Annotated in this window: 16 protein-coding genes and 1 pseudogene; 10 read left to right on the forward strand and 7 right to left on the reverse strand. The window is 33.3% G+C overall.

Annotated elements, in window-relative coordinates; genetic code table 11:
• Window positions 1–73 precede the first annotated feature (73 nt).
• Complete coding sequence (locus tag RBB48_RS27490) at window positions 74–970, reverse strand: LysR family transcriptional regulator (RefSeq protein ID WP_306008431.1); 897 nt, start codon at window positions 968–970, stop codon at window positions 74–76.
• Window positions 971–1,387: 417 nt separating this feature from the next.
• Here RBB48_RS27490 and RBB48_RS27495 point away from each other — a divergent pair, with 417 nt between their 5' ends.
• The 5 genes and pseudogenes from RBB48_RS27495 to RBB48_RS27515 all read left to right on the forward strand — a co-directional run.
• Window positions 1,388–2,113 (forward strand): type 1 glutamine amidotransferase, encoded by a 726-nt coding sequence (locus tag RBB48_RS27495; protein WP_306008432.1) that lies wholly within the window; start codon window positions 1,388–1,390, stop codon window positions 2,111–2,113.
• 149 nt (window positions 2,114–2,262) lie between these two features.
• A complete protein-coding gene (locus RBB48_RS27500) occupies window positions 2,263–3,423 on the forward strand; it encodes an aminotransferase class I/II-fold pyridoxal phosphate-dependent enzyme (RefSeq protein WP_306008433.1) in 1,161 nt (386 codons plus the stop codon).
• A gap of 57 nt (window positions 3,424–3,480) precedes the next feature.
• Complete coding sequence (pdxK, locus tag RBB48_RS27505; RefSeq protein ID WP_306008434.1) at window positions 3,481–4,296, forward strand: pyridoxine/pyridoxal/pyridoxamine kinase; 816 nt, start codon at window positions 3,481–3,483, stop codon at window positions 4,294–4,296.
• Between the two features lie 15 nt (window positions 4,297–4,311).
• Window positions 4,312–5,556, forward strand: a complete 1,245-nt coding sequence (locus RBB48_RS27510; RefSeq protein WP_306008435.1) for a serine hydroxymethyltransferase — start codon at window positions 4,312–4,314, stop codon at window positions 5,554–5,556.
• Window positions 5,557–5,655: 99 nt separating this feature from the next.
• Window positions 5,656–5,863 (forward strand): annotated as a pseudogene (locus RBB48_RS27515) (D-alanyl-D-alanine carboxypeptidase family protein); the annotation flags it as partial.
• A 35-nt stretch (window positions 5,864–5,898) separates the two neighbouring features.
• Here RBB48_RS27515 and RBB48_RS27520 read toward each other — a convergent pair.
• Genes RBB48_RS27520 through RBB48_RS27530 form a run of 3 tightly spaced genes read right to left on the reverse strand, consistent with a single transcriptional unit; the run spans window position 5,899 to window position 7,925 of the window.
• Window positions 5,899–6,273: a hypothetical protein gene (locus tag RBB48_RS27520; protein ID WP_048562742.1), complete on the reverse strand. Its 375-nt coding sequence runs from the start codon at window positions 6,271–6,273 to the stop codon at window positions 5,899–5,901.
• 48 nt (window positions 6,274–6,321) lie between these two features.
• Window positions 6,322–6,663, reverse strand: a complete 342-nt coding sequence (locus tag RBB48_RS27525) for a YolD-like family protein (protein ID WP_306008436.1) — start codon at window positions 6,661–6,663, stop codon at window positions 6,322–6,324.
• Window positions 6,660–7,925 carry a Y-family DNA polymerase gene (locus RBB48_RS27530; protein WP_306008437.1) on the reverse strand — a complete coding sequence of 422 codons (1,266 nt, stop codon included), beginning with the start codon at window positions 7,923–7,925 and terminating at the stop codon, window positions 6,660–6,662. The genes RBB48_RS27525 and RBB48_RS27530 overlap by 4 nt, the downstream gene beginning before the upstream one ends.
• Before the next feature lie 342 nt (window positions 7,926–8,267).
• Between RBB48_RS27530 and RBB48_RS27535 the strand changes: the two genes are divergently transcribed.
• The 5 genes from RBB48_RS27535 (at window position 8,268) to RBB48_RS27555 (ending at window position 15,522) form a co-directional block, all read left to right on the forward strand.
• Complete coding sequence (locus RBB48_RS27535) at window positions 8,268–8,495, forward strand: hypothetical protein (protein ID WP_087985478.1); 228 nt, start codon at window positions 8,268–8,270, stop codon at window positions 8,493–8,495.
• A gap of 286 nt (window positions 8,496–8,781) precedes the next feature.
• Window positions 8,782–10,050 (forward strand): glycoside hydrolase family 5 protein, encoded by a 1,269-nt coding sequence (locus RBB48_RS27540; RefSeq protein WP_306008445.1) that lies wholly within the window; start codon window positions 8,782–8,784, stop codon window positions 10,048–10,050.
• Between the two features lie 559 nt (window positions 10,051–10,609).
• Window positions 10,610–12,817 carry a M60 family metallopeptidase gene (locus tag RBB48_RS27545; RefSeq protein ID WP_306008438.1) on the forward strand — a complete coding sequence of 736 codons (2,208 nt, stop codon included), beginning with the start codon at window positions 10,610–10,612 and terminating at the stop codon, window positions 12,815–12,817.
• A gap of 255 nt (window positions 12,818–13,072) precedes the next feature.
• Window positions 13,073–13,621, forward strand: a complete 549-nt coding sequence (locus RBB48_RS27550; protein ID WP_306008439.1) for a fascin domain-containing protein — start codon at window positions 13,073–13,075, stop codon at window positions 13,619–13,621.
• A 1,565-nt stretch (window positions 13,622–15,186) separates the two neighbouring features.
• A complete protein-coding gene (locus RBB48_RS27555; protein WP_098961632.1) occupies window positions 15,187–15,522 on the forward strand; it encodes a hypothetical protein in 336 nt (111 codons plus the stop codon).
• Window positions 15,523–16,007: 485 nt separating this feature from the next.
• On the opposite strand, the gene RBB48_RS27560 is transcribed toward RBB48_RS27555, so the two are convergent.
• The 3 genes from RBB48_RS27560 to RBB48_RS27570 form a co-directional block, all read right to left on the reverse strand.
• Window positions 16,008–16,382, reverse strand: a complete 375-nt coding sequence (locus RBB48_RS27560) for a hypothetical protein (RefSeq protein WP_306008440.1) — start codon at window positions 16,380–16,382, stop codon at window positions 16,008–16,010.
• A 689-nt stretch (window positions 16,383–17,071) separates the two neighbouring features.
• A complete protein-coding gene (locus RBB48_RS27565; protein ID WP_088065107.1) occupies window positions 17,072–17,233 on the reverse strand; it encodes a hypothetical protein in 162 nt (53 codons plus the stop codon).
• Window positions 17,233–18,348 (reverse strand): response regulator aspartate phosphatase, encoded by a 1,116-nt coding sequence (locus RBB48_RS27570; protein WP_306008441.1) that lies wholly within the window; start codon window positions 18,346–18,348, stop codon window positions 17,233–17,235. The genes RBB48_RS27565 and RBB48_RS27570 overlap by 1 nt, the downstream gene beginning before the upstream one ends.
• Between the last annotated feature and the right edge of the window lie 618 nt (window positions 18,349–18,966).

The following is an 18,966-nucleotide window of genomic DNA, read 5'->3' on the forward strand; positions in this document are numbered from 1 at the left end:
AGTTTAAGTAAAATACAATAGGCCAAAAGGATTCTTAAACTTAAGACTGATTTCGACGTGTATAAAGTGCAATCTATTTAAAGTTTTCACTTTTTATAGTGGAAATTAACTGCTCCATGAATACTCGACTTGCAGCACACAAATATTTGTTTTTACGGTAAGCGATGCCAATTTGCGTAATAAGCATCGGGCTTTGAATAGGGATTGTCCGTATAAGTTTATTGTCGATATAGTCAAGGTAACCTTTGGGTAGAATGGTGACGCCGACGCCTTTGCTGACCATTTGAATGATTGATTCCATAGTCGTCATTTCCATAACTGGTTTTGCTTTGAATCCAAGCTCATTACATTGTTCGTTAATCAGCTGCCGCAAAAAATATGTGTCAGGTAATAAAATAGAAGGTGTATCTTTTAAAACGTCAAGCGTGACAAATTCCTCTTCTGCAACGGAATGATTGATTGGAACTGCTAAAGAAAGATGTTGTTTAAAGAGTGGAATAGTTTCTAATTCATCATGTTGCATTGGCAAAAATACTATCCCCAAATCGAGTTCATTTTGTAAAAGACCGTTATAAATATCCCCAGTTCGCATACCTGAAACAGCCAATTCAATATTCGGATACCTTTGGTGAAATTCAATTACAGTTTGAGGAATCAAGTAATTTGTAACTGTCAGGAGTGCTCCTATCTTTAATGATCCTCTTTTTAGACCCTGTATTTCACTAATTGCGGCACGAGCTTGTGATAGCTCATGGAATATATTATAGCTATGATGAAGCAGTGTTTTGCCCGCTTCGGTAATAGTGGTTCGTTTTCCAACACGATCAAACAATGGCGTACCGATTTCGTGTTCCAGCAAACGGATCTGCTGGCTTAATGAGGGTTGGGCGATTCCTAACTTTTCGGCGGCACGAGTAAAATGTAGTTCCTGACATAAGGTCATGAAGTATTCCAATTGCTTTAGATCCAATAGTTATTCCTCCAAAAGTTATTATTTTTTTATAGGAAATAATAATCATTATAGGGTAAATTATAGTGAATTTCTATTGTTTGTGTTCGTACATACAGTCATTTCTTTTACATTGAAAAGGTTTTGTTCATATGACAGTAATCACCTTGTTTCATACAATCTTTAGGTGAACTTGTCTTTTGCCACTTGTACGTATGCATGCTGAATCTGTGAATTAATAGATTAATTGTGAATGGAAAGGTTTTTTCAGATATCCGTACTGCAGGTGGGTTTTTACGTATGTTATGAGTCATCAATTAGACAAAATGATAGGTAAAAACTATCGTTTCTATAATAATGATTGAATTGTTTAATGGTAATCTCAAGATTATACTTAAAATCTAAATGATTTAACTACATCTTAAGGAGGGAAAGAATTTGAGAATACACTATTTGCAGCATGTATCTTTTGAATCACCCGAACACATTTTAACTTGGGCGGAGGAAAAAGGGCATGAAGTCACAGGGACATTATTATATGAAAGCAATTGTCTACCCTCTTATTCGGAATTTGACATGCTCGTCATACTAGGTGGTCCGATGGGTGTTTATGACGAGAAAATATATCCATGGCTTGGATTGGAAAAACAGTTAATTAAGAAAGCTATTCAGCATCGAAAACTAGTACTTGGGATATGCCTTGGAGCTCAGTTAATCGCAGAAGTCCTTGGGGGAAAAGTATTTAAAAATCATTATAAGGAGATTGGTTGGTTTCCTGTTAAATTGTCGGAGGAGGCCAAGCAAATCGATTTCTTTAGCAGATTTCCTGAGGTGTTTGTTCCTTTCCATTGGCATGCAGACACATTCCAACTTCCTCCGCAAGCAAAGAGAATTGCGTATAGCAAAGGATGTGTTAATCAGGCATACGTATATGAAGACCATGTCGTTGGATTACAATTTCATTTAGAGTCAAATGCTGCCAGTATTGAGAGATTAATAGTACATTGTGCTGATGAAATTGAGCAAGGGATGTATGTACAACGGCCGCATGAAATGCTTGAAGAGACACACTCGTTGGTTCTATCAAAAATTATCCTATTCACTTTGCTCGATGCAATGGAGATGAAATATCAGGTATTTGCAAACGTAGAAAATTGTCTATAAATTTCTAATGCTACAATTAATCGCTTTATTTTAATGTGAAAAATCAAAGATCTATATAATATTTAACTTTCTGGTCACCATCTTTGGCAGCGAGAGGTGGCTTTTGCTACATAAAATACATCCCCCCCTCTAAAAGGAGCTATGGAAACATGAAACACTTATTAAACAATAGAGTAACACGATTGCAGCCCTCAAAAATGGATACCTTTTTTGATATGGCTTCGCAATATGAAGATGTCATCCATTTAACTATTGGTCAACCTGACTTTCCTACTCCAGCACACATAAAGATAGCTGGACAAATGGCAATTGAAAACAACCATACAACGTGTCCACCTTCTTCTGGTTATACAGAACTTCTTAAAGTTGCCTCAAACTACATGCATGTAAAATATGGACTTATTTATGATCCTAACCGCGAAATACTAGTAACTAACGGATCAACCGGAGGGATTTATCTTGCTCTTAGAACTATACTTAGCGAAGGTTCCGAAGTTATTCTACCAACTCCTATTTATCCCGGATACGAACCGGCTATTCGTTTATGTGGCGCAACACCTATTTATCTAGACACAAGGGATACGGGATTTAAGGTTACAGTAGAGGCTCTTCAAAAAATGATGACAGATAAAACACGGTGTGTCATTATCCCATCTCCGATGAATCCTTCTGGAGTGACACTGAACCAAAAAGAAATAAAAGCAATTAGGGATTTACTGGTAGATAAAGATGTAATAGTTGTTTCAGATGAATTATATAGCGAATTGGTTTTTGAAGGGGAGCATGTGTCAATTGCGAAAATGGAGGGAATGAAAGAGAAAACAATTGTCATTAATGGGCTATCAAAATCTCATGCGATGACAGGATGGAGAGTAGGATTTGCTTTTGCACCAAGATATCTGATTGAGGAAATGAAGAAGCTACAGCAATACACGACGGCTGCTGTCTCATCGATTAGTCAAATTGCTGCAATCGAGGCATTGACAGTAGGAATTAACGATGCTTATATCATGCGTGAACAATATCGTATACGTCGTGACTATGTATACGAGAGGTTACAAGATATGGGACTCAATGTAATCAAACCAAATGGTTCATTTTATTTTTTTCCGTCTATCTCAAAGTTTGGGAAAACCTCATCAGAATTTGTTGCTGATGTATTAAAAAAAGCTAAGGTTGCACTCATTCCTGGAGACTCATTCACAGAATTTGGAGAAGGGTATGTGAGGATTTCTTATATTCAGCCAATGAATGTGTTAGAGGAAGCTCTAAATCGTCTTGAAAAGTATCTAGGTGAATTACAATCCTAGATACTCGCTTTGACGAATTTCGTTCATCACTATTAGCAGTTAAAAAGGAGTTTTCTTATGGTAAAAAATAAGGTCTTATCTATAGCTGGTTCGGATAGCAGTGGAGGTGCTGGAATCCAAGCCGATTTGAAAACATTTCAGGAGTTAAATGTCTACGGGATGACGGCATTAACAACTATTGTTACGATGGATCCTAAAAATTATTGGGAGCATCGTACATTTCCACAAGAAATTAAAACAGTAAAGGAGCAATTAAGAACTATTATTGAAGGAATCGGTATTGATGCGGTAAAAACAGGAATGCTTGGATCGGTCCAACTAATTGAGCTGGTTTCCAAGGTAATTGATCAACATCAACTCGAAAATATTGTTATTGATCCGGTTTTAGTTTGCAAAGGTGTAACAGAAGTAATGCATCCGGAAACAGTGGATAGTTTACGAGATTTGCTCATACCAAAAGCTACAATTGTCACACCTAATCTACTGGAAGCGGCACATTTAAGTAAAATGCCCCCAATTAAATCCATTAAAGGGATGAAAGAAGCAGCAAAAATTATTCACGATTTAGGTCCAAAATATGTTTTAGTGAAAGGTGGAAGCCGCATAGAACATGAGACAGCATTAGATTTACTGTATGATGGAGAGAATTTTAAATATATAGAATCAGAACGATTCCAAACCGACCATATACATGGTGCTGGATGTACTTACTCTGCAGCGATTGCTGCTGAACTAGCGAAAGGGAAGTCCGTTATAGAGGCAGTAAGAATTGCAAAACTATTTATTACAGAAGCAATACGCAGTTCATTCGCTCTCAATCAATATGTTGGCTCAACAAATCATAGTGCATACAAAAAAATACTAATTCATTAGAAGGGATAGTTAATAATGAAAAAATTAAGGGTAACAGATTATCAAGTAGCTGAGGCAATTGATTATGAATTACAACGCCAACAAAAACATATTGAACTAATTGCTTCTGAAAACTTTGTAAGTCTAGCAGTTTTAGAGGCAATGGGCACAGTGCTGACTAATAAGTATGCTGAAGGGTATCCAGAAAAGAGATACTATGGCGGATGTGAACATATAGATATTGTAGAGAACTTAGCTATAGAGAGAGCAAAACAATTATTTGGAGCGGATCATGCGAATGTACAGCCTCACTCTGGGGCACAAGCAAATATGGCTGTTTACTCGGCTTGTCTGAAGCCTGGAGATACAGTATTAGGAATGGATCTATCCCATGGTGGTCACCTTACACATGGGAACCCTGTTAATTCCTCGGGTGTATTATACAATTTTATTTCTTATGGAGTAAATAAGCGGAATTTCAATATTGACTATGATGAAGTTAGAACTTTAGCGCTGAAACACCAACCTAAAATGATTGTAATTGGTGCAAGTGCATATTCCAGAATTATTGATTTTGAGAGGTTATCGAGCATCGCAAAAGAAGTGAATGCATTTTTTATGGCAGATATAGCTCATATTGCTGGGCTTGTAGCTACTGGAATGCATCCAAGTCCAGTTCCATATGCTGATTTTGTTACTACCACTACCCATAAAACTCTACGTGGTCCTCGAGGGGGAATTATACTCTGCCGAAAAGATTGGGCTGCCAAAGTAGATAAGAGTGTATTTCCAGGTATACAAGGAGGGCCGGCTATGCACATGATTGCGGCCAAGGCAGTCGCTTTTAATGAGGCGTTGCAGCCTAAATTTAAAAAATATATTTCAAATACGATAAAGAATGCTAAGGTGTTAGCAAAAGAACTAAGAGAGTTAGGCTTTAATGTGTTAACAGGTGGAACGGACAATCATTTGTTACTTATAGATCTTTGTAATATGAACCTAACAGGAAAAGAGGCTCAAATATTATTAGAGGAAGTAGGGGTAACGGTTAATAAGAATTCAATTCCTTTTGATAAAAAGGGTCCTTTTATTACGAGTGGAATTCGTTTGGGAACACCAGCAGTTACAACACAAGGAATGGGGCAATTAGAAATGGTTAAAATTGCTGAAATCATTTGTTTAGTCTTAAAGAATCCCCAGAATGTAAGAGCTAAAGAAAAAGCATGCTCTATCGTAAAAGAATTAACTAAGGAATTTCCTATATACAAGGATATTACTTAAATGAAAGGGATAATAAGGAATTAAATCAGGACGTTTTTTTGCGCCTTGTATTTAATTCTTAGCAAAATAAATGGATTGCCCGAAGGCTAGAAACCATAGGATCTAGTTGTACTAAATGTACCATTCGCATTCAGTGGAACGTTAGAATAGAGTCACCTTCGTAATGAAGCAGCAGAAGCACTAGAAAAGTTATTTGATTTGCAAAGCAAGAAGGAATCCGGTTGAATGCTATTTCAGGGTTTCGCTCCTATAATTATCAAAAAAACTGTATGCAAACAATGTAAAAAGAAAAGGACAAGAGCATACATAACGATAAAAGGAGCAAATTAATTTGCTCCTTTTTCACTTGAATTCTACATGGAATGTAGTATCAATGATTCCAAAAGCAACTTTACATGGGAACGGATTTCTCCCTGTTGAAGCAGCACACATACATGAAAGTACCCAATATTCAAGTTCTAAAGGTAAGCGGAATGCTTGGATACTACCATCATTGTTTTTTACTGTTACGATCGGTGTATTTACCCTAGTTGTAGCGAAACCATCTGTTGTTATCATCGCTACTGCATCATTATTATGAAAACCAGCGCTTAAAACCTCGTAAGTTAGTCCATCTTTCTCATTGATAATCATAGGTATATTTAAATAGGGATAGTTATTTATATCATTATGAGTAATTGTTCTCGCTGTATTCTTTCTTATCTGATTCCCTTGCATTTTATATACTCCTTTATATTACTCCAAAGATAATCACCTAAATCTATTCTATTTTACGTCTATTATATTCGTAAATTGTATTGTCATCTTATTATAGAAAGCATCAGTACATATGATAGAGCTATGTAATGGATCTATATCGATAACAGTCATATAATTAGTGAGTAAATAACCTTCTTCATAATATGTAATTAATATCTCTTCTTCAGATAGCAACGAACATAGTAACATGTTTTCAATCAGTTCTTTCTCTTCAGGGGTTAAAATGGGACGTGCTACTTTATTTTTTTCTTTGATCATTTCATGTATTCCGACGAATTGTTCTGGCATTGCTGCAAACGGCGTCCATTTTACCATTCCTCTGCCTTTTGGCATATTAGCGTTGTTCATGCTTTGTGTCCCCCTAACAGTGTATTTCTGTATCTTGCTGTTGCATTATTTGTATAGGAAATTCCTCTTAATATGCTATTTTTCCCAAACTTTGTGCGTATTTCATCCATTACTTTCGTTAGCTTTATTTCTTTTTCTCGTTGTATGATGTTATCAAAAAGGGAAATTTGTTCTTCTCCTTCACCAATTAGTTTTGTTAGAGAGATAGAAATATTTCTAATTGGTTCTCCAGTATATTGTTGATGTAGAAAATATAGACAAACTTGATAAATGTCCATGGTTAAGTTGGTCGGACGGCTTAAGGTATGTGTTTTGCTAAAGCCACCCGAAAAATTTTTACTATATCCAATAGAAAAATGAACGGTTTGAGCAAGTTTATTTTGTTGTCTTAATCGATAGCAAACTTCTTCGGTATGTTCCAGTAGGATAATTGGAAATTCTTCTATTGTATAATCACGCATTAAAATTTGGTTTTTTCCTACAGAAGTTGTAACGGGAACATATTTTTCTGAAATGCGACTAAAATCAATTCCATGACTATGTAAGTGTAAGTCTTCGCCAATCACGCCGAAGCTTTGTTTTAAATATTTAAGAGGATAATTAGCTAAATCTCCAATTGAATGTATCCCTTTTTGATTTAATTTTGTTTCGGTTTTATACGAAATCCCCCAAAACTTACTAAGTGGCCGTATGATCCATAATTTTGTAGGCACATCTTCGTATTTCCAATAAGCGATTCCGTCTTTCTTTTTCTTTGCTTCAATATCTAAGGCCACCTTACTCATCAATAGGTTAGGAGCGATCCCGATTGTGCATTCAATTCGTGTATGTTCATATATTTCACGTTTAAACTGTAATGCAAATTCAATTGGATTTCGGGCAAATAGATGGATGCTCTCGGTAATATCCATAAAAAATTCATCGATGCTGTATTGATGAAAGTCTTCAATAGGAACATATTGTAGGGCTAACTTCGTTATGTAATTAGAGCATTTAATATAAGTTCCCATAATTGGATTCACAATAAGGATGTCTTTTTGGCGAGGAATCTCGTATAGCCTTGCCATCTTTTTTACACCCATTGCTTTTAAAGGTGGAGTTGCGGCTAAAACAATGGAGCCATTTCGATTCACATCACCGACTACAGCTAGTTTTGTTTGAAGTGGGTCTAATCCCATTTTGATGCAACTAACAGAAGCATAAAAGCTGCGAAGATCGACACATAAAATGATTCTATTCGGTAAAATTGAATAGTCATACACTATAACTCCTCCTAATAATAACGAGAACGTTTGTTCTTATTCTTGTTCTTATTATACACGAACTTACGTTCTTTTATGAAGTGGTTTTTGAAAAAATATTTAATTATATGTAGTAGAAATAAGTAGAACGACAGAGAGAAGTAACGGCCAAATGTTATTGAAATTTCTAGGATATAAGCTGTATCATTTATATTGGTTAGTACAGGAAGAAAATGATGGGAGGATGTAAGGTATATTATCCTTTCAAAAAGTGATAGTAATTTATCGTAAAAAGAGGTTTCTATTACGAGATTATGTGAAAATATAATTTCAAATAATAGATTTAAGGAGGATGTTTCATAAATGGAGCAGGTTATACAAGAGTTTTTTTCTCCAAGTAAAAACTATAAGGTTCAAATCATTAGGAGAAAAGATGGGCTATATACGACAGAAGCTTATAGATGGATGGAGGATTGTGGATATGAATTTTGGAGTTATATATCACAAGGATTGACTTTGATAGATAGTGAGGAGCATGCGCGAAAGATTGCTATGGAACAACTAAAGGAATGTTCAAGAGATGAGTTTTAATAATACGCTATTTTATCTGTAAATTTATAAGAGAGTATGATGTTTTTTTGAAAATATAGAAAAATCATTTAATCTTATTTATATTATAAGAATTGTAAGGTATACTAAAAGTAGGTGCAAAAATGCACTATTTGAAAAAGAGTGCAAGTCAAAAAGGAATCCGTAAAGGATTCCTTTTTTGTTTTTTAGAAAATGAAGCAACTTCCTATTATCTCTGTCTTTTTTATAAACATAAAAGGTATTTTTGGAAAATTGCCATATTCCTGTAACAAAACAAAGGTATGTTATGTGTGTAAAAGATAAAGAGAAAGAAGGAAAAGTTGTGAAAAAAATTTTACCAATTGTTGCGTTGTTAGGCATGATGAATTTTGGAGTACAGGAAATGAATGTAAGAGCTGATACCTATTACAAGAGCGATTCAAAAATTAGTTTTTGGGATTCAAAAAGAAAGGGTACTAATTTCATGAATAGTACGTCATTACCTGAGAACTATAAAAGTGCAAAAGAAGCTAATATTGAATATGTTCGTTTAGCACCTGATAAATGGGCAAAAGATAAAGATTATTTATTTGATGATAAACCAGATACCTCTGGAAAGGATTTTCTGATAGGTAATGCAGATAACTATCAGGGATTAGTAAAGGAGGATTTAGAAAAATTAAAAGCGGATTTAGATGCCGCACAATCGCAGGGAATGAAAGTTGTTCTTACAATGTTATCATTGCCCGGTGATCGGTGGCGCCAATTTAATAATAACAAGAATGACGACAGAATATGGGAAGACGAGAAATATCAAGAACAAGCAAGTCAATTTTGGAAAGACCTTGCTTTGGAGCTAAAAGATCACCCTGCAGTGGTCGGTTATAATATTATAAATGAACCGCATCCAGAAACAGCCAAAAATAATAGATATAATGATTTTTGGACGGAAGATTACGAGAAATGGTATGCAAAAGTAAAAGGAACGACAGCAGATTTAAACAGATTTTATGAAAAGGTGATCAATTCCATTCGAGAAGTGGATCAAGAAACACCGGTTATATTAGATTCAGGTTTATATGCTACTCCATGGGCCTTTAAATATTTAAAACCAGTAGAGGATAAAAAAACACTTTACGCATTTCATATGTATGAACCATATGAATTAACGAGTCAAGGTGAAAAACAAAACAAGGAATATCAATATCCTGGATTAGTAAAAGTAGGGGATTTAGAGAAACCTGTAATGTGGAATAAACAGGGGTTAGAGAAATTTTTAAAACCGATTCAACAATGGTCTAAGAAAAATCATGTACCATCTAATCGAATTATTGCAGAGGAGTTTGGAATTAACCGTACCGTTCCAGGAGCTACCCAATACATGCAAGATCTTATTTCTATCTTCAACCAAAAAGGTTGGCATAAATCATTCTATGCATTCCGTGAAGACACATGGACGGGAATGAATTATGAATTGGGAACAGGAAAAATAAAATGGGACGAAGAGGGTAAGCCGATACGTCAAGATAATCCACTATGGGATGTAATAAAAAAAGATTTACAGGGGCATAAGTAGTTTAGAATGCTTGGTTTAAGAACTAAATGTAAGCATCTAATTCAAATAGATTAGATGCTTTTATATCAAAAAGGCGGAGTCATATTAAAGATTCCGCCTTTCTTTTACATATAGAGTAGCAACCTGGTTTATTTACAATAAATAATAAGATTCTTAGAGAATAGCTTAGAAAAAAGTTGAGGAAGTTTAAATAAATGTGGTTGCAATTATTTAAACCTTTGAAGTTAAAAAACTTTTATGAATTTTTCGCTAGATTATAAGCTTTAAATGTTGAAATTTATTTACTTATTTCGCCAAATGAATACATTTATACAATTAGATGGAAGTTAAGGGTGTTGAATCAAAACATAATAGTTTGTTATTGATGAGTTTATCGTAAAGTTGTTATTTAATGTGTAATCAAATAGTATTTGTATACAATGATAAATAAAGAAAAGGAGATTATTATGAGAAAAAATAGATTAAAAGATACAACATAGATAGCATGAATAGCTTGGGGTGTAAAAACATAAAAAAACAAAAATCCTTAAGTGCATTAAGGAAAAATGAGGGAGATAATATGGGGAATAATTCAAAACATAAAACTAGAAAAATACTTGCAGCCACCGCCACAGTAACTATGCTTGCAACTGGAATGATTTCTACAACAGATATCATTGCAGAGGAAACGCAGCAGCAAAATAAAATATCGACATCACTTCAAGAGGAAAATTCAGTTAAATCAGAAAACAGGACATATACAGTCACAGGAAAAGGGGATGTAGAGGTACTGAAACAACAGGAAAGAAAAAGTATGGCATTTAGTCCATATGAACCGACTGGTTTATATGCAAAGCCAAATGAACAAATAACGATTAATGTAGAAGGAAATCAAAATATTCAAGCATACATTGGAACGTATTCGTATGATGCTTCTTGGAGAGAAGATTCTAAAATAAAATCATTTACATTAAAACCAGGTATAAACACAATCCAATCTCCAAATGGAGGAATGATTTATTTTTACAATAAACAACAAGGTGGTACCATTCGAACAACAGTCACAACTGGTGGAACGACTACTCCTCTCTTTGAACTAGGCAAGCATACAAAACAAGATTTAATAGACATGCTGAACCAATACCCAAATGCACATGCAGTGGAGCTAAAAGGAGAACGTGTATTAATTACGGCCAGCCCTGCACGTGTTAAGAAATATTTGCTAGGTTCTAATACAGATCCTGTACAACTCTTAAAAAAGATGGATGAAGCTACCCGAATTCAAGACAAAGTAGCTGGATTATCCGAAGAACAAGCAGACAAGCATTATATTCATTACGTAGAAGAAAATCATTCACCAGATTATTATATGTATGCGACTTCTTATCGAACTGCATATGTAGGAGATGCAATTCAATACGTGTTAGATATTAATAAATTTATAAAAGATGGTTGGGGTCCTTGGCATGAGGCAGGGCATTTGAGACAGCAATCACCATGGAAATTTTATAATATGACAGAAGTACAAAATAATATTTACAGCCTTTCTGTAGAAAAAGCATTTACATCTAATCAACCTTTTAGATTGCAACAAGAGGGCGCTTATACTAAGGCATTTCAATACTTAGAACAACCTAATAAAAATTATGACGAAGTTAGTGATGTTTTTGTTAAGCTTGTTATGCTCTGGCAACTACAGTTAGCATATGGAGAAGACTTCTATCCTAAATTGCATCAATTGTATAGAGATATGCCTTCTAATGAACTTCCACAAACTGATGAAAATAAAAAACAATTATTTATGATCTCAGCATCAAAAGTAGCCAAACAAAATTTGATGCCTTTCTTTGAGAAGTGGGGATTACGTCCAAATAATGATACCATTCAAAAAGTGGCTGCATTAGGATATCCGATTTTAACAGCAGAGATTTGGAAGGGGACGGATTCTAATCCGATTAAACCAGATGTCCCTAATACAAATAATATTTTAGAAGGAAGCCAGTTTGCATGGTCAATGAAAGGGATTAGTGATTTCGAGTTTGCTAAAATCAATTTCAGTAAGTCAGCAGAAGAAATGCAAGTGGACTTAAAAGCAGGAATACCGCATCATTATTTTAATGAAACATATGCGAGTATTAAAGTACAAAATGCATCAGGCAAAGTAGTATACAATAAAAACATTTATGGAAATAAACAACAAAATGCTGAATCGCAAAAAGTTCCAGTTAAAGTAGGAGATTATATTGAGTTAACACATCAAGAAGGTGTGCATAGAGCTACTTTAACAAATGTAGATAATAGTAAACAAGAAAGCTTTGGAAAAAAAGCAATGTACGAAGTTACAAAAGAAGGTCTGAAGAAAGTAGAAAAAATGCCAGAAACAACGGTTTTAGATGGAAATCAATTTAGTTGGTCTTTAAAAGGATATAGTGATAGAGAAATTGCAAAAGTAAATTATAATAGGGTAACAGAGAAAATGCAGGTGAATTTAGAAGCAGGCGTACCACATTCTTATTTTAATAATACGTATGCGAGTATCAAAGTACAGAATTCATCCGGTAGTGTTGTGTACAATAAGGAAATAGTGGGAAATAGACAGCAAACTGCTGAAAGCCAAACTGTGCCGGTCAAAGTGGGAGATTATATCGAGTTTACCCATATAGAAGGGGAAGCAGTAAATGAAAAGACACGGGCTAAACTTACTAACCTTGAGAATAATAAACAAGAATATATAGGCAAAAAAAGAATCTATCAAGTTACTTCAACGGGATTAAACAAAATAGATTAACATGAAAAACATTCAAATTTTTAGTTTGATGCTTAATAGTCGTTCATTAAGAACGACTATTTGGCATTTATTTAATATAAAGTGAAATTAATTTTAAAAATATGTTTGAGGACTGAGTGATGTTTAGGTGCTATAGATTTGAGAAAAAAGAAACAGAATAATAAGGTATTTGTTGATAAAGACTCTATTGTATTACAATATTTTACATATTTGGTATGATGTATATGAGTGCTATATAATAAGGGAGGAATGAGAATGAAGTGGTTCATAGCTCATGCAAATGGTAATAATATCTTTAAAAAGTTAGTTCTAATGGTGTTACCAATGGTTCTAATGATAATGATGATAACCCCATCGAATGATGCATTGGCAGCCAACCAATCAAATGCAAGTTCACTAAAAGGTGTGAATCTATTTAATGGAAGCTGGACTGTTGCTATACAAGCTGCAAATTTACAATATGTTTCTGCTGAGCCATCGGGCAATGTAGTAGCAAATCGTAATGCAGTTAATGAATGGGAGAAATTCGAATTAATTCCGACTGGAGAATTATATACGTATGCTTTAAAAGCGAAAAGTAATGGCAAGTACGTTTCGTTTGAGCCAAATGGTAGAGTAGTAGCAGATCGTACATCAATTGGGGCATGGGAAAAATTTATTTTATATAATGGTGGAGACAATAGGATATATGTATTACAAGCGTTAAGTAATGGTAGATTTATATCAGCAAATAGTGGTAGAAAATTAACTGCTAATAGTTATGTAGCTGGAAGTTGGGAAAGATTTGTTATTGTGTATTTCTAAATTTTGAATTGTTTTATATATAAATAATAATGACTGGTTTAGTTCATATGCATGCTAAATAAAGAGTTAAGTACTTAATACAAGTGTATATTAAGGTGTAAAAAGGACTGACTGCAAGTAATTGTCAGTCCTTTTTGTATGTTAAATAAGTAATTACGGAGGATATAATGAGAAGAAAAAGAACCCTATTGGGTTCTTTTTCAAGGCATATTAACAGTAAGGAGAATCATGAAATGCTACTTCAAATCTTTATTAGGGGAAAGATTTTGAAAAAGCTTAACATACATCTATTTTTACATAAATGTAAGATATAGTAAATTGATAATATTTAAACTTACTATTACTAATATTCAATTAATATAGTTAACACTATGTTTATAGTGTTAACTGATGTTTAGTGTAGTATACATTTAGAAATCTAGTATTAGATTATAATTGTCAAAAAAGCTAATAGATTTATCATTTCAAATTCTAACTAACATTTAAACGATTTTAATTGAAATGGGGTGTGTATTAACTCTTATAAGCTAATGAAAGTAAATAAAATAAACAAAGACCCTGTAAAAAAATACAGGGTCGGATACAGGGTTAAGGGAACGCATAGTTTCTTAAAAACATAATAGCATATATATTTTGTGTAGCTATATGAGGATTTTGACAAAATTAAGAACAAGACAGAAAATCTTTAAGAAATTATATTGGTGGAGATATGGTTTGGAAGTGAACTGTTTACCTGTTGATATAGATGAAAACTTTGGAGCATCGTGATCAAACTTTCTTTAAATAAGGGGTTTAGGTTATTGAGGTAATTGGATCTTCCTGAAAAAGAAAAATGTTTTTAAATTAAAAGTAGAAAAGACACCTTTCGGGTGTCTTTTCTTTTGGTATACAGCTTACATATTGCTGAATTAGATACGAAATCATAATTCGACTATGAAATAAACAACTTAAGAAATTTTAACATAATATGGACTGAAAAGAATATGTAATATTGCATTTTTAGTTTTCGATTTATTTATTTATTGGTATAGAAAAGCAGTATAAATAAAAAGGGCATGCAGTCGTATCTGCCGCCCCTTTTAGGAGGAATTCAAGACACCGATAGAACACGTATTGGTAAAAAGGCTCAAAAATAGTATATGTAAAAAGAAAAAGTCCTATACCAAAAGTGGACTGAGCCGTATCTTTTTTACTTATTTAAAAATTAAATTTCATTCTTTTCAAAATAAGTACGGTAAACATATGATTTGGAATGAAATTAGAAAAAGTATACATGAAAATGGCAGACAACAATTTTGTCGTCTGCCAGTGCCAATGGACTGAATGAGTTAGTCAATTACTATATATTGCTACCCCATTACCAGAAGAGTGAAGCCGCTAGTTCAAACGGCTTAAACCTAGTATGCCTAATAAAGGAAAAATTATGAGTAGAAATTTTGTTTGCTCTATATGAAAAGATAAATAGATATTCATCAGGCAAGGATAATACAGCATACCTTGAATAGGGTGTAGGAACGAATTAAGGAAAAGAATGTAATGTTATTAGAGAAGGGACTGAATCAGGAATGGGAATTTCGGACAGGATTTTGGGAGCCGTGGTTGCCTTTGGTATTGCGACTAATATCACTGCTTGTATAATACCATTATACATTCAAAAGTATGAGCTAATGATAAACTGCCTTATAAATATTTTATTTTTAATACGTATAGCTAAAACGTTTATTAAAATGAAAATTAACAAATGGATGGCATTAGGATTTACGTTGGTTGTAATAGAAAAAGGTATTAAGGCAGGTTATGACTTCTACACACATGATTACTATGGTGTCAGTTGGAGTTTAGCTATCATTATCTATTGCATATACGAGATGGAAAATTATTATGTTGAAACAAATAATTAGCCGCAAAAATAAGGATTAGTAGGCGTAATTCTTATTAAAGTATACAATTTTTTTGACCAATGATATTACGATCCTGTTTTTTACTTCAAGAACATAAAAAAAGACGCCATAAGGCGCCCCAAAATTGGGTAAATGAGGTTTTAGTTTTCCAATCTAAAGAAATTATGTATCAGCTCACAATGAGAGTATATCATAATATGTAATCAAAATAATATGCATTATTACATATCCGAGTTTAACAAAAGTAAGATGAGAGTAAACTAAAATATTATAAAAAAGACACTACAAGAGTGTCTTTTTTGGGGAGATACTCTATAATTAACTTTGGGGAAGGTAATGTTAGAGTATTCGTTTAGCATTATCTTTATATTTGATAAACCATGAAATCGAAAGATTTTGTGGTTTATTTTTTGAACAATAGATATTACAGTATTGGCAGTGAGCTATTGATTATTATAAGCATTGGGAGAGAAGGGATTAAAAGTCTAACATCGAATAACGGTTCCGGAATATAGTGTTGCGAAATGATCTCCAATATCCCAAACGGTACTTGCTTGTATATAGCCCTTAAAGCCTTCTGAAGAATAATAAATCTCTTTTGGTATACTTTCTTTAGTTTGGAAATGTGCTTTAGAGTACTTTACATAATGGTTTTTAATAACTTTTGATTCTGGAACAATAGTGTTTTTTTGTTCCAATGTTTGACTAGCACTAGAAGGTGGTATGAATCTTACAGTGTCTTGGTAATTATGTTCTAAGGTGTCAGCCTGTACACTGTGTGACGACACAAAGACGCTTAAACCACTTCCCACAATTAATGTTGCAAATGCTAACTTTGAGAATTTTGTTAATCTACTCATTTTACAATCTCCTTTTCATTATTTTGTAAGGTATCTCCTTACACCTCACAGTCTATATCCACTACAAAAGGGTGTACATACATATTGATAGACAAAATTCTACAAAATACCTCATCTTTTTGGGGATTGTGTATAATAATCCAATGTTTAATAATTTATCAGAAGTAAAAAAGTAGGTCTTATATAAAAGAAAATGAATAATTTATGCAAGTAATGTATATAAAATTATTGTTTAAATATTCTAAAATGAGTTGATAAAGATGTGGGAATTTTTTTAGAAAATAAATGATTCCAAAGATTAAATTTGGAAGTTAGATTCTCTTTTTAAGTTTATTTTTATAGTATTATTCACATGTGTGAATTATTAAGATTTAAATATAAAAAAGTGAGAAAAATGATAAACATTCTTCTCACTTTCATCAATTAGGGTGGCATATACATAAATATGCGTTTAAAAGGATTTTTGGATGAAAAATCCACATGAATAGTATAACAAAATATTTAAGGCTATTCACATGTAATATTGCATATGTAGAGTCGGTAGTTATAATAGCTAGAGTGTTTCCATTATTATTTAACAGATTTTCCTAAAAGATTCGCCTTCCTTAAGCTTGTACAGGGTGATACGTGAGAGATAAATTTTGATATGTAAAGCCCCTCCGAATGGAGGGGCTTTACATACACTTACATTAAGTTTGTTGTGGTGCACCACCATGATCGCCAACACTATATGTGGGAGCGGGGTAATGTCCATGAGTAGCAAACTGATCCGCTTTAGAAAATTGAGAAATTCCCACCGTTAGAACCCCAATAAAAGCAATACCCGATAATAATAGGCTGATTTTTTTCATTATTTCAACACTCCTTTTTCGATTGATTTTCGTCTTGCTTGGTAACAAATATGGAAATAGTCACTTACCTTTTGGTGGTTCTCTAATTGTCTACATTTTGTGGCAAATAATTCGGCGTATTCGACAACATATTCCCATAATTCTTCTTCCTCAAAGTATAAGATTCCTTCTTGAATGATTTTTTCTAATTCTTCCAGTGGAATATTTTCATTTAATCTTTTTAAAATAGAGAAGTGGTGTGTGTATTCTTCGTTATGAATTCCTCTGCAAATCTGTAATCCCTTATCAATGAGTTTGCTAGATGCTGATTGTTCTCCTAATTTATAATGTTCCTTAGCTTGTAGGAAGATAGCCTTGAAGTGTGTAGGGATTTTTTCTGTTACTTCTGAAAGATGACGAATAGCTAACGTAGACATACTTTGATCAGAATACAGCCACCCCATAGTACTTTTTACGTATAACAAGGAATCTTCTTCCTTATTATTCTGTAGTAATTCAATTGCACAATGTAGATATTCTTCTGCTTGTTCGTACTGCTTTAAATAGATACAGCAACCACCTAGCAAACTATTACAAAAGGCTGTTTTTACTTCATAACCTTCATACTTCGAAAAGATTGCCCTTGATTTATTTGCGTATTCGATAGAAGCGAGCATGTTATAGGTATGGTGATAAAAAGTAGCAATTCTATAGTAGAATTCAGCGTGTTCAATTTCATCTGGAATGTTTACTAATATCTTTTCTGCCAGTTTATAATGTTCCTCTGCCTCAGTAAAACTTGATATAAAAGTGGAATGAATGGATTTAAAAAAGTGATAATAGAAGCGTAGAAAATGGTCTGTAGGCATATCATAATCACTAATAGCATCAAAACTATTTTGTTGAATACCGAGGCTATCTGTTAAGACCGTGTAACGAAATTCAAGTAGTGAGTAATAAAGCAACAAATTTTGATCCTGACGTTCTTGATTTGGCTCAATGCTTAACTTATTAATTTTTTCATCAATTTTCTTTTTTAGATTAGTAGCTTTTATCACTTGTTGAGATAGCATAGATCGATACCAGTCGTTCAATAGAGAGGTTAATTGCTCATTTCCCTTTACTGAAACACTCACTATATACTCCCCCATCCTATAGAAATATCTTAATCCTATATAATTGTAACTATCATAGCAAAATAAAAGAAAAAATGGAGGTATTTTACAATGTTTTTCAATAAAATTCATAAAAAACAATCAATTTATGTCGAATGTACTTAGAATTTAACACAAATGTATAAACTTTGCGTATGTAAATAAGAAGAGAATAAAGAAAGAAAAAACTTGTAGGAATTCCTACAAGTTTTTTTAGATAATGTAAAAATGTGAAACAGACTATCTCATTACTCGTAACAGGGAAACTATCTTACTTATGGCTTGCTTTCATTATATAACGAGTTTTAGCATTTAGAATTTTTGTGTTTGAAAATTATGTGAATTTATGCTGAAGATGTACTATTTTAAGGATTTGTTCTCGCTGTGATTAAGACAAATTAAAGAAAGGTAGTGGAAAAGGCGCATAAAAGGGAAAATTTCCTTTAAACGTTCTAAAAAGATGATTCTAAAAGTTATTTGTCTGTAGATTGAACTACCCCCACTTTCACTTCGTTTAGAAGTGGGGGATTCCTAAGTAAAGAGTTCTATCGAACTCTAATTGATTAGGCTAACCCCGCAGTCCTTGCGGTTAGAAGCCTT

Source organism: Bacillus sp. MMSF_3353 (assembly GCF_030733445.1).
GTDB classification, from domain to species: domain Bacteria; phylum Bacillota; class Bacilli; order Bacillales; family Bacillaceae_G; genus Bacillus_A; species Bacillus_A wiedmannii.

Excerpts from the sequence above, each read along its gene's own strand:
- RBB48_RS27500 (WP_306008433.1), top strand. The coding sequence starts at position 2,263 with ATGAAACACTTATTAAACAATAGAGTAACACGATTGCAGCCCTCAAAA.
- pdxK (WP_306008434.1), top strand. The coding sequence starts at position 3,481 with ATGGTAAAAAATAAGGTCTTATCTATAGCTGGTTCGGATAGCAGTGGA.
- RBB48_RS27510 (WP_306008435.1), top strand. The coding sequence starts at position 4,312 with ATGAAAAAATTAAGGGTAACAGATTATCAAGTAGCTGAGGCAATTGAT.
- RBB48_RS27520 (WP_048562742.1), bottom strand. The coding sequence starts at position 6,273 with ATGCAAGGGAATCAGATAAGAAAGAATACAGCGAGAACAATTACTCAT.
- RBB48_RS27525 (WP_306008436.1), bottom strand. The coding sequence starts at position 6,663 with ATGAACAACGCTAATATGCCAAAAGGCAGAGGAATGGTAAAATGGACG.
- RBB48_RS27535 (WP_087985478.1), top strand. The coding sequence starts at position 8,268 with ATGGAGCAGGTTATACAAGAGTTTTTTTCTCCAAGTAAAAACTATAAG.
- RBB48_RS27540 (WP_306008445.1), top strand. The coding sequence starts at position 8,782 with ATGTGTGTAAAAGATAAAGAGAAAGAAGGAAAAGTTGTGAAAAAAATT.
- RBB48_RS27545 (WP_306008438.1), top strand. The coding sequence starts at position 10,610 with ATGGGGAATAATTCAAAACATAAAACTAGAAAAATACTTGCAGCCACC.
- RBB48_RS27550 (WP_306008439.1), top strand. The coding sequence starts at position 13,073 with ATGAAGTGGTTCATAGCTCATGCAAATGGTAATAATATCTTTAAAAAG.
- RBB48_RS27555 (WP_098961632.1), top strand. The coding sequence starts at position 15,187 with ATGGGAATTTCGGACAGGATTTTGGGAGCCGTGGTTGCCTTTGGTATT.
- RBB48_RS27560 (WP_306008440.1), bottom strand. The coding sequence starts at position 16,382 with ATGAGTAGATTAACAAAATTCTCAAAGTTAGCATTTGCAACATTAATT.
- RBB48_RS27565 (WP_088065107.1), bottom strand. The coding sequence starts at position 17,233 with ATGAAAAAAATCAGCCTATTATTATCGGGTATTGCTTTTATTGGGGTT.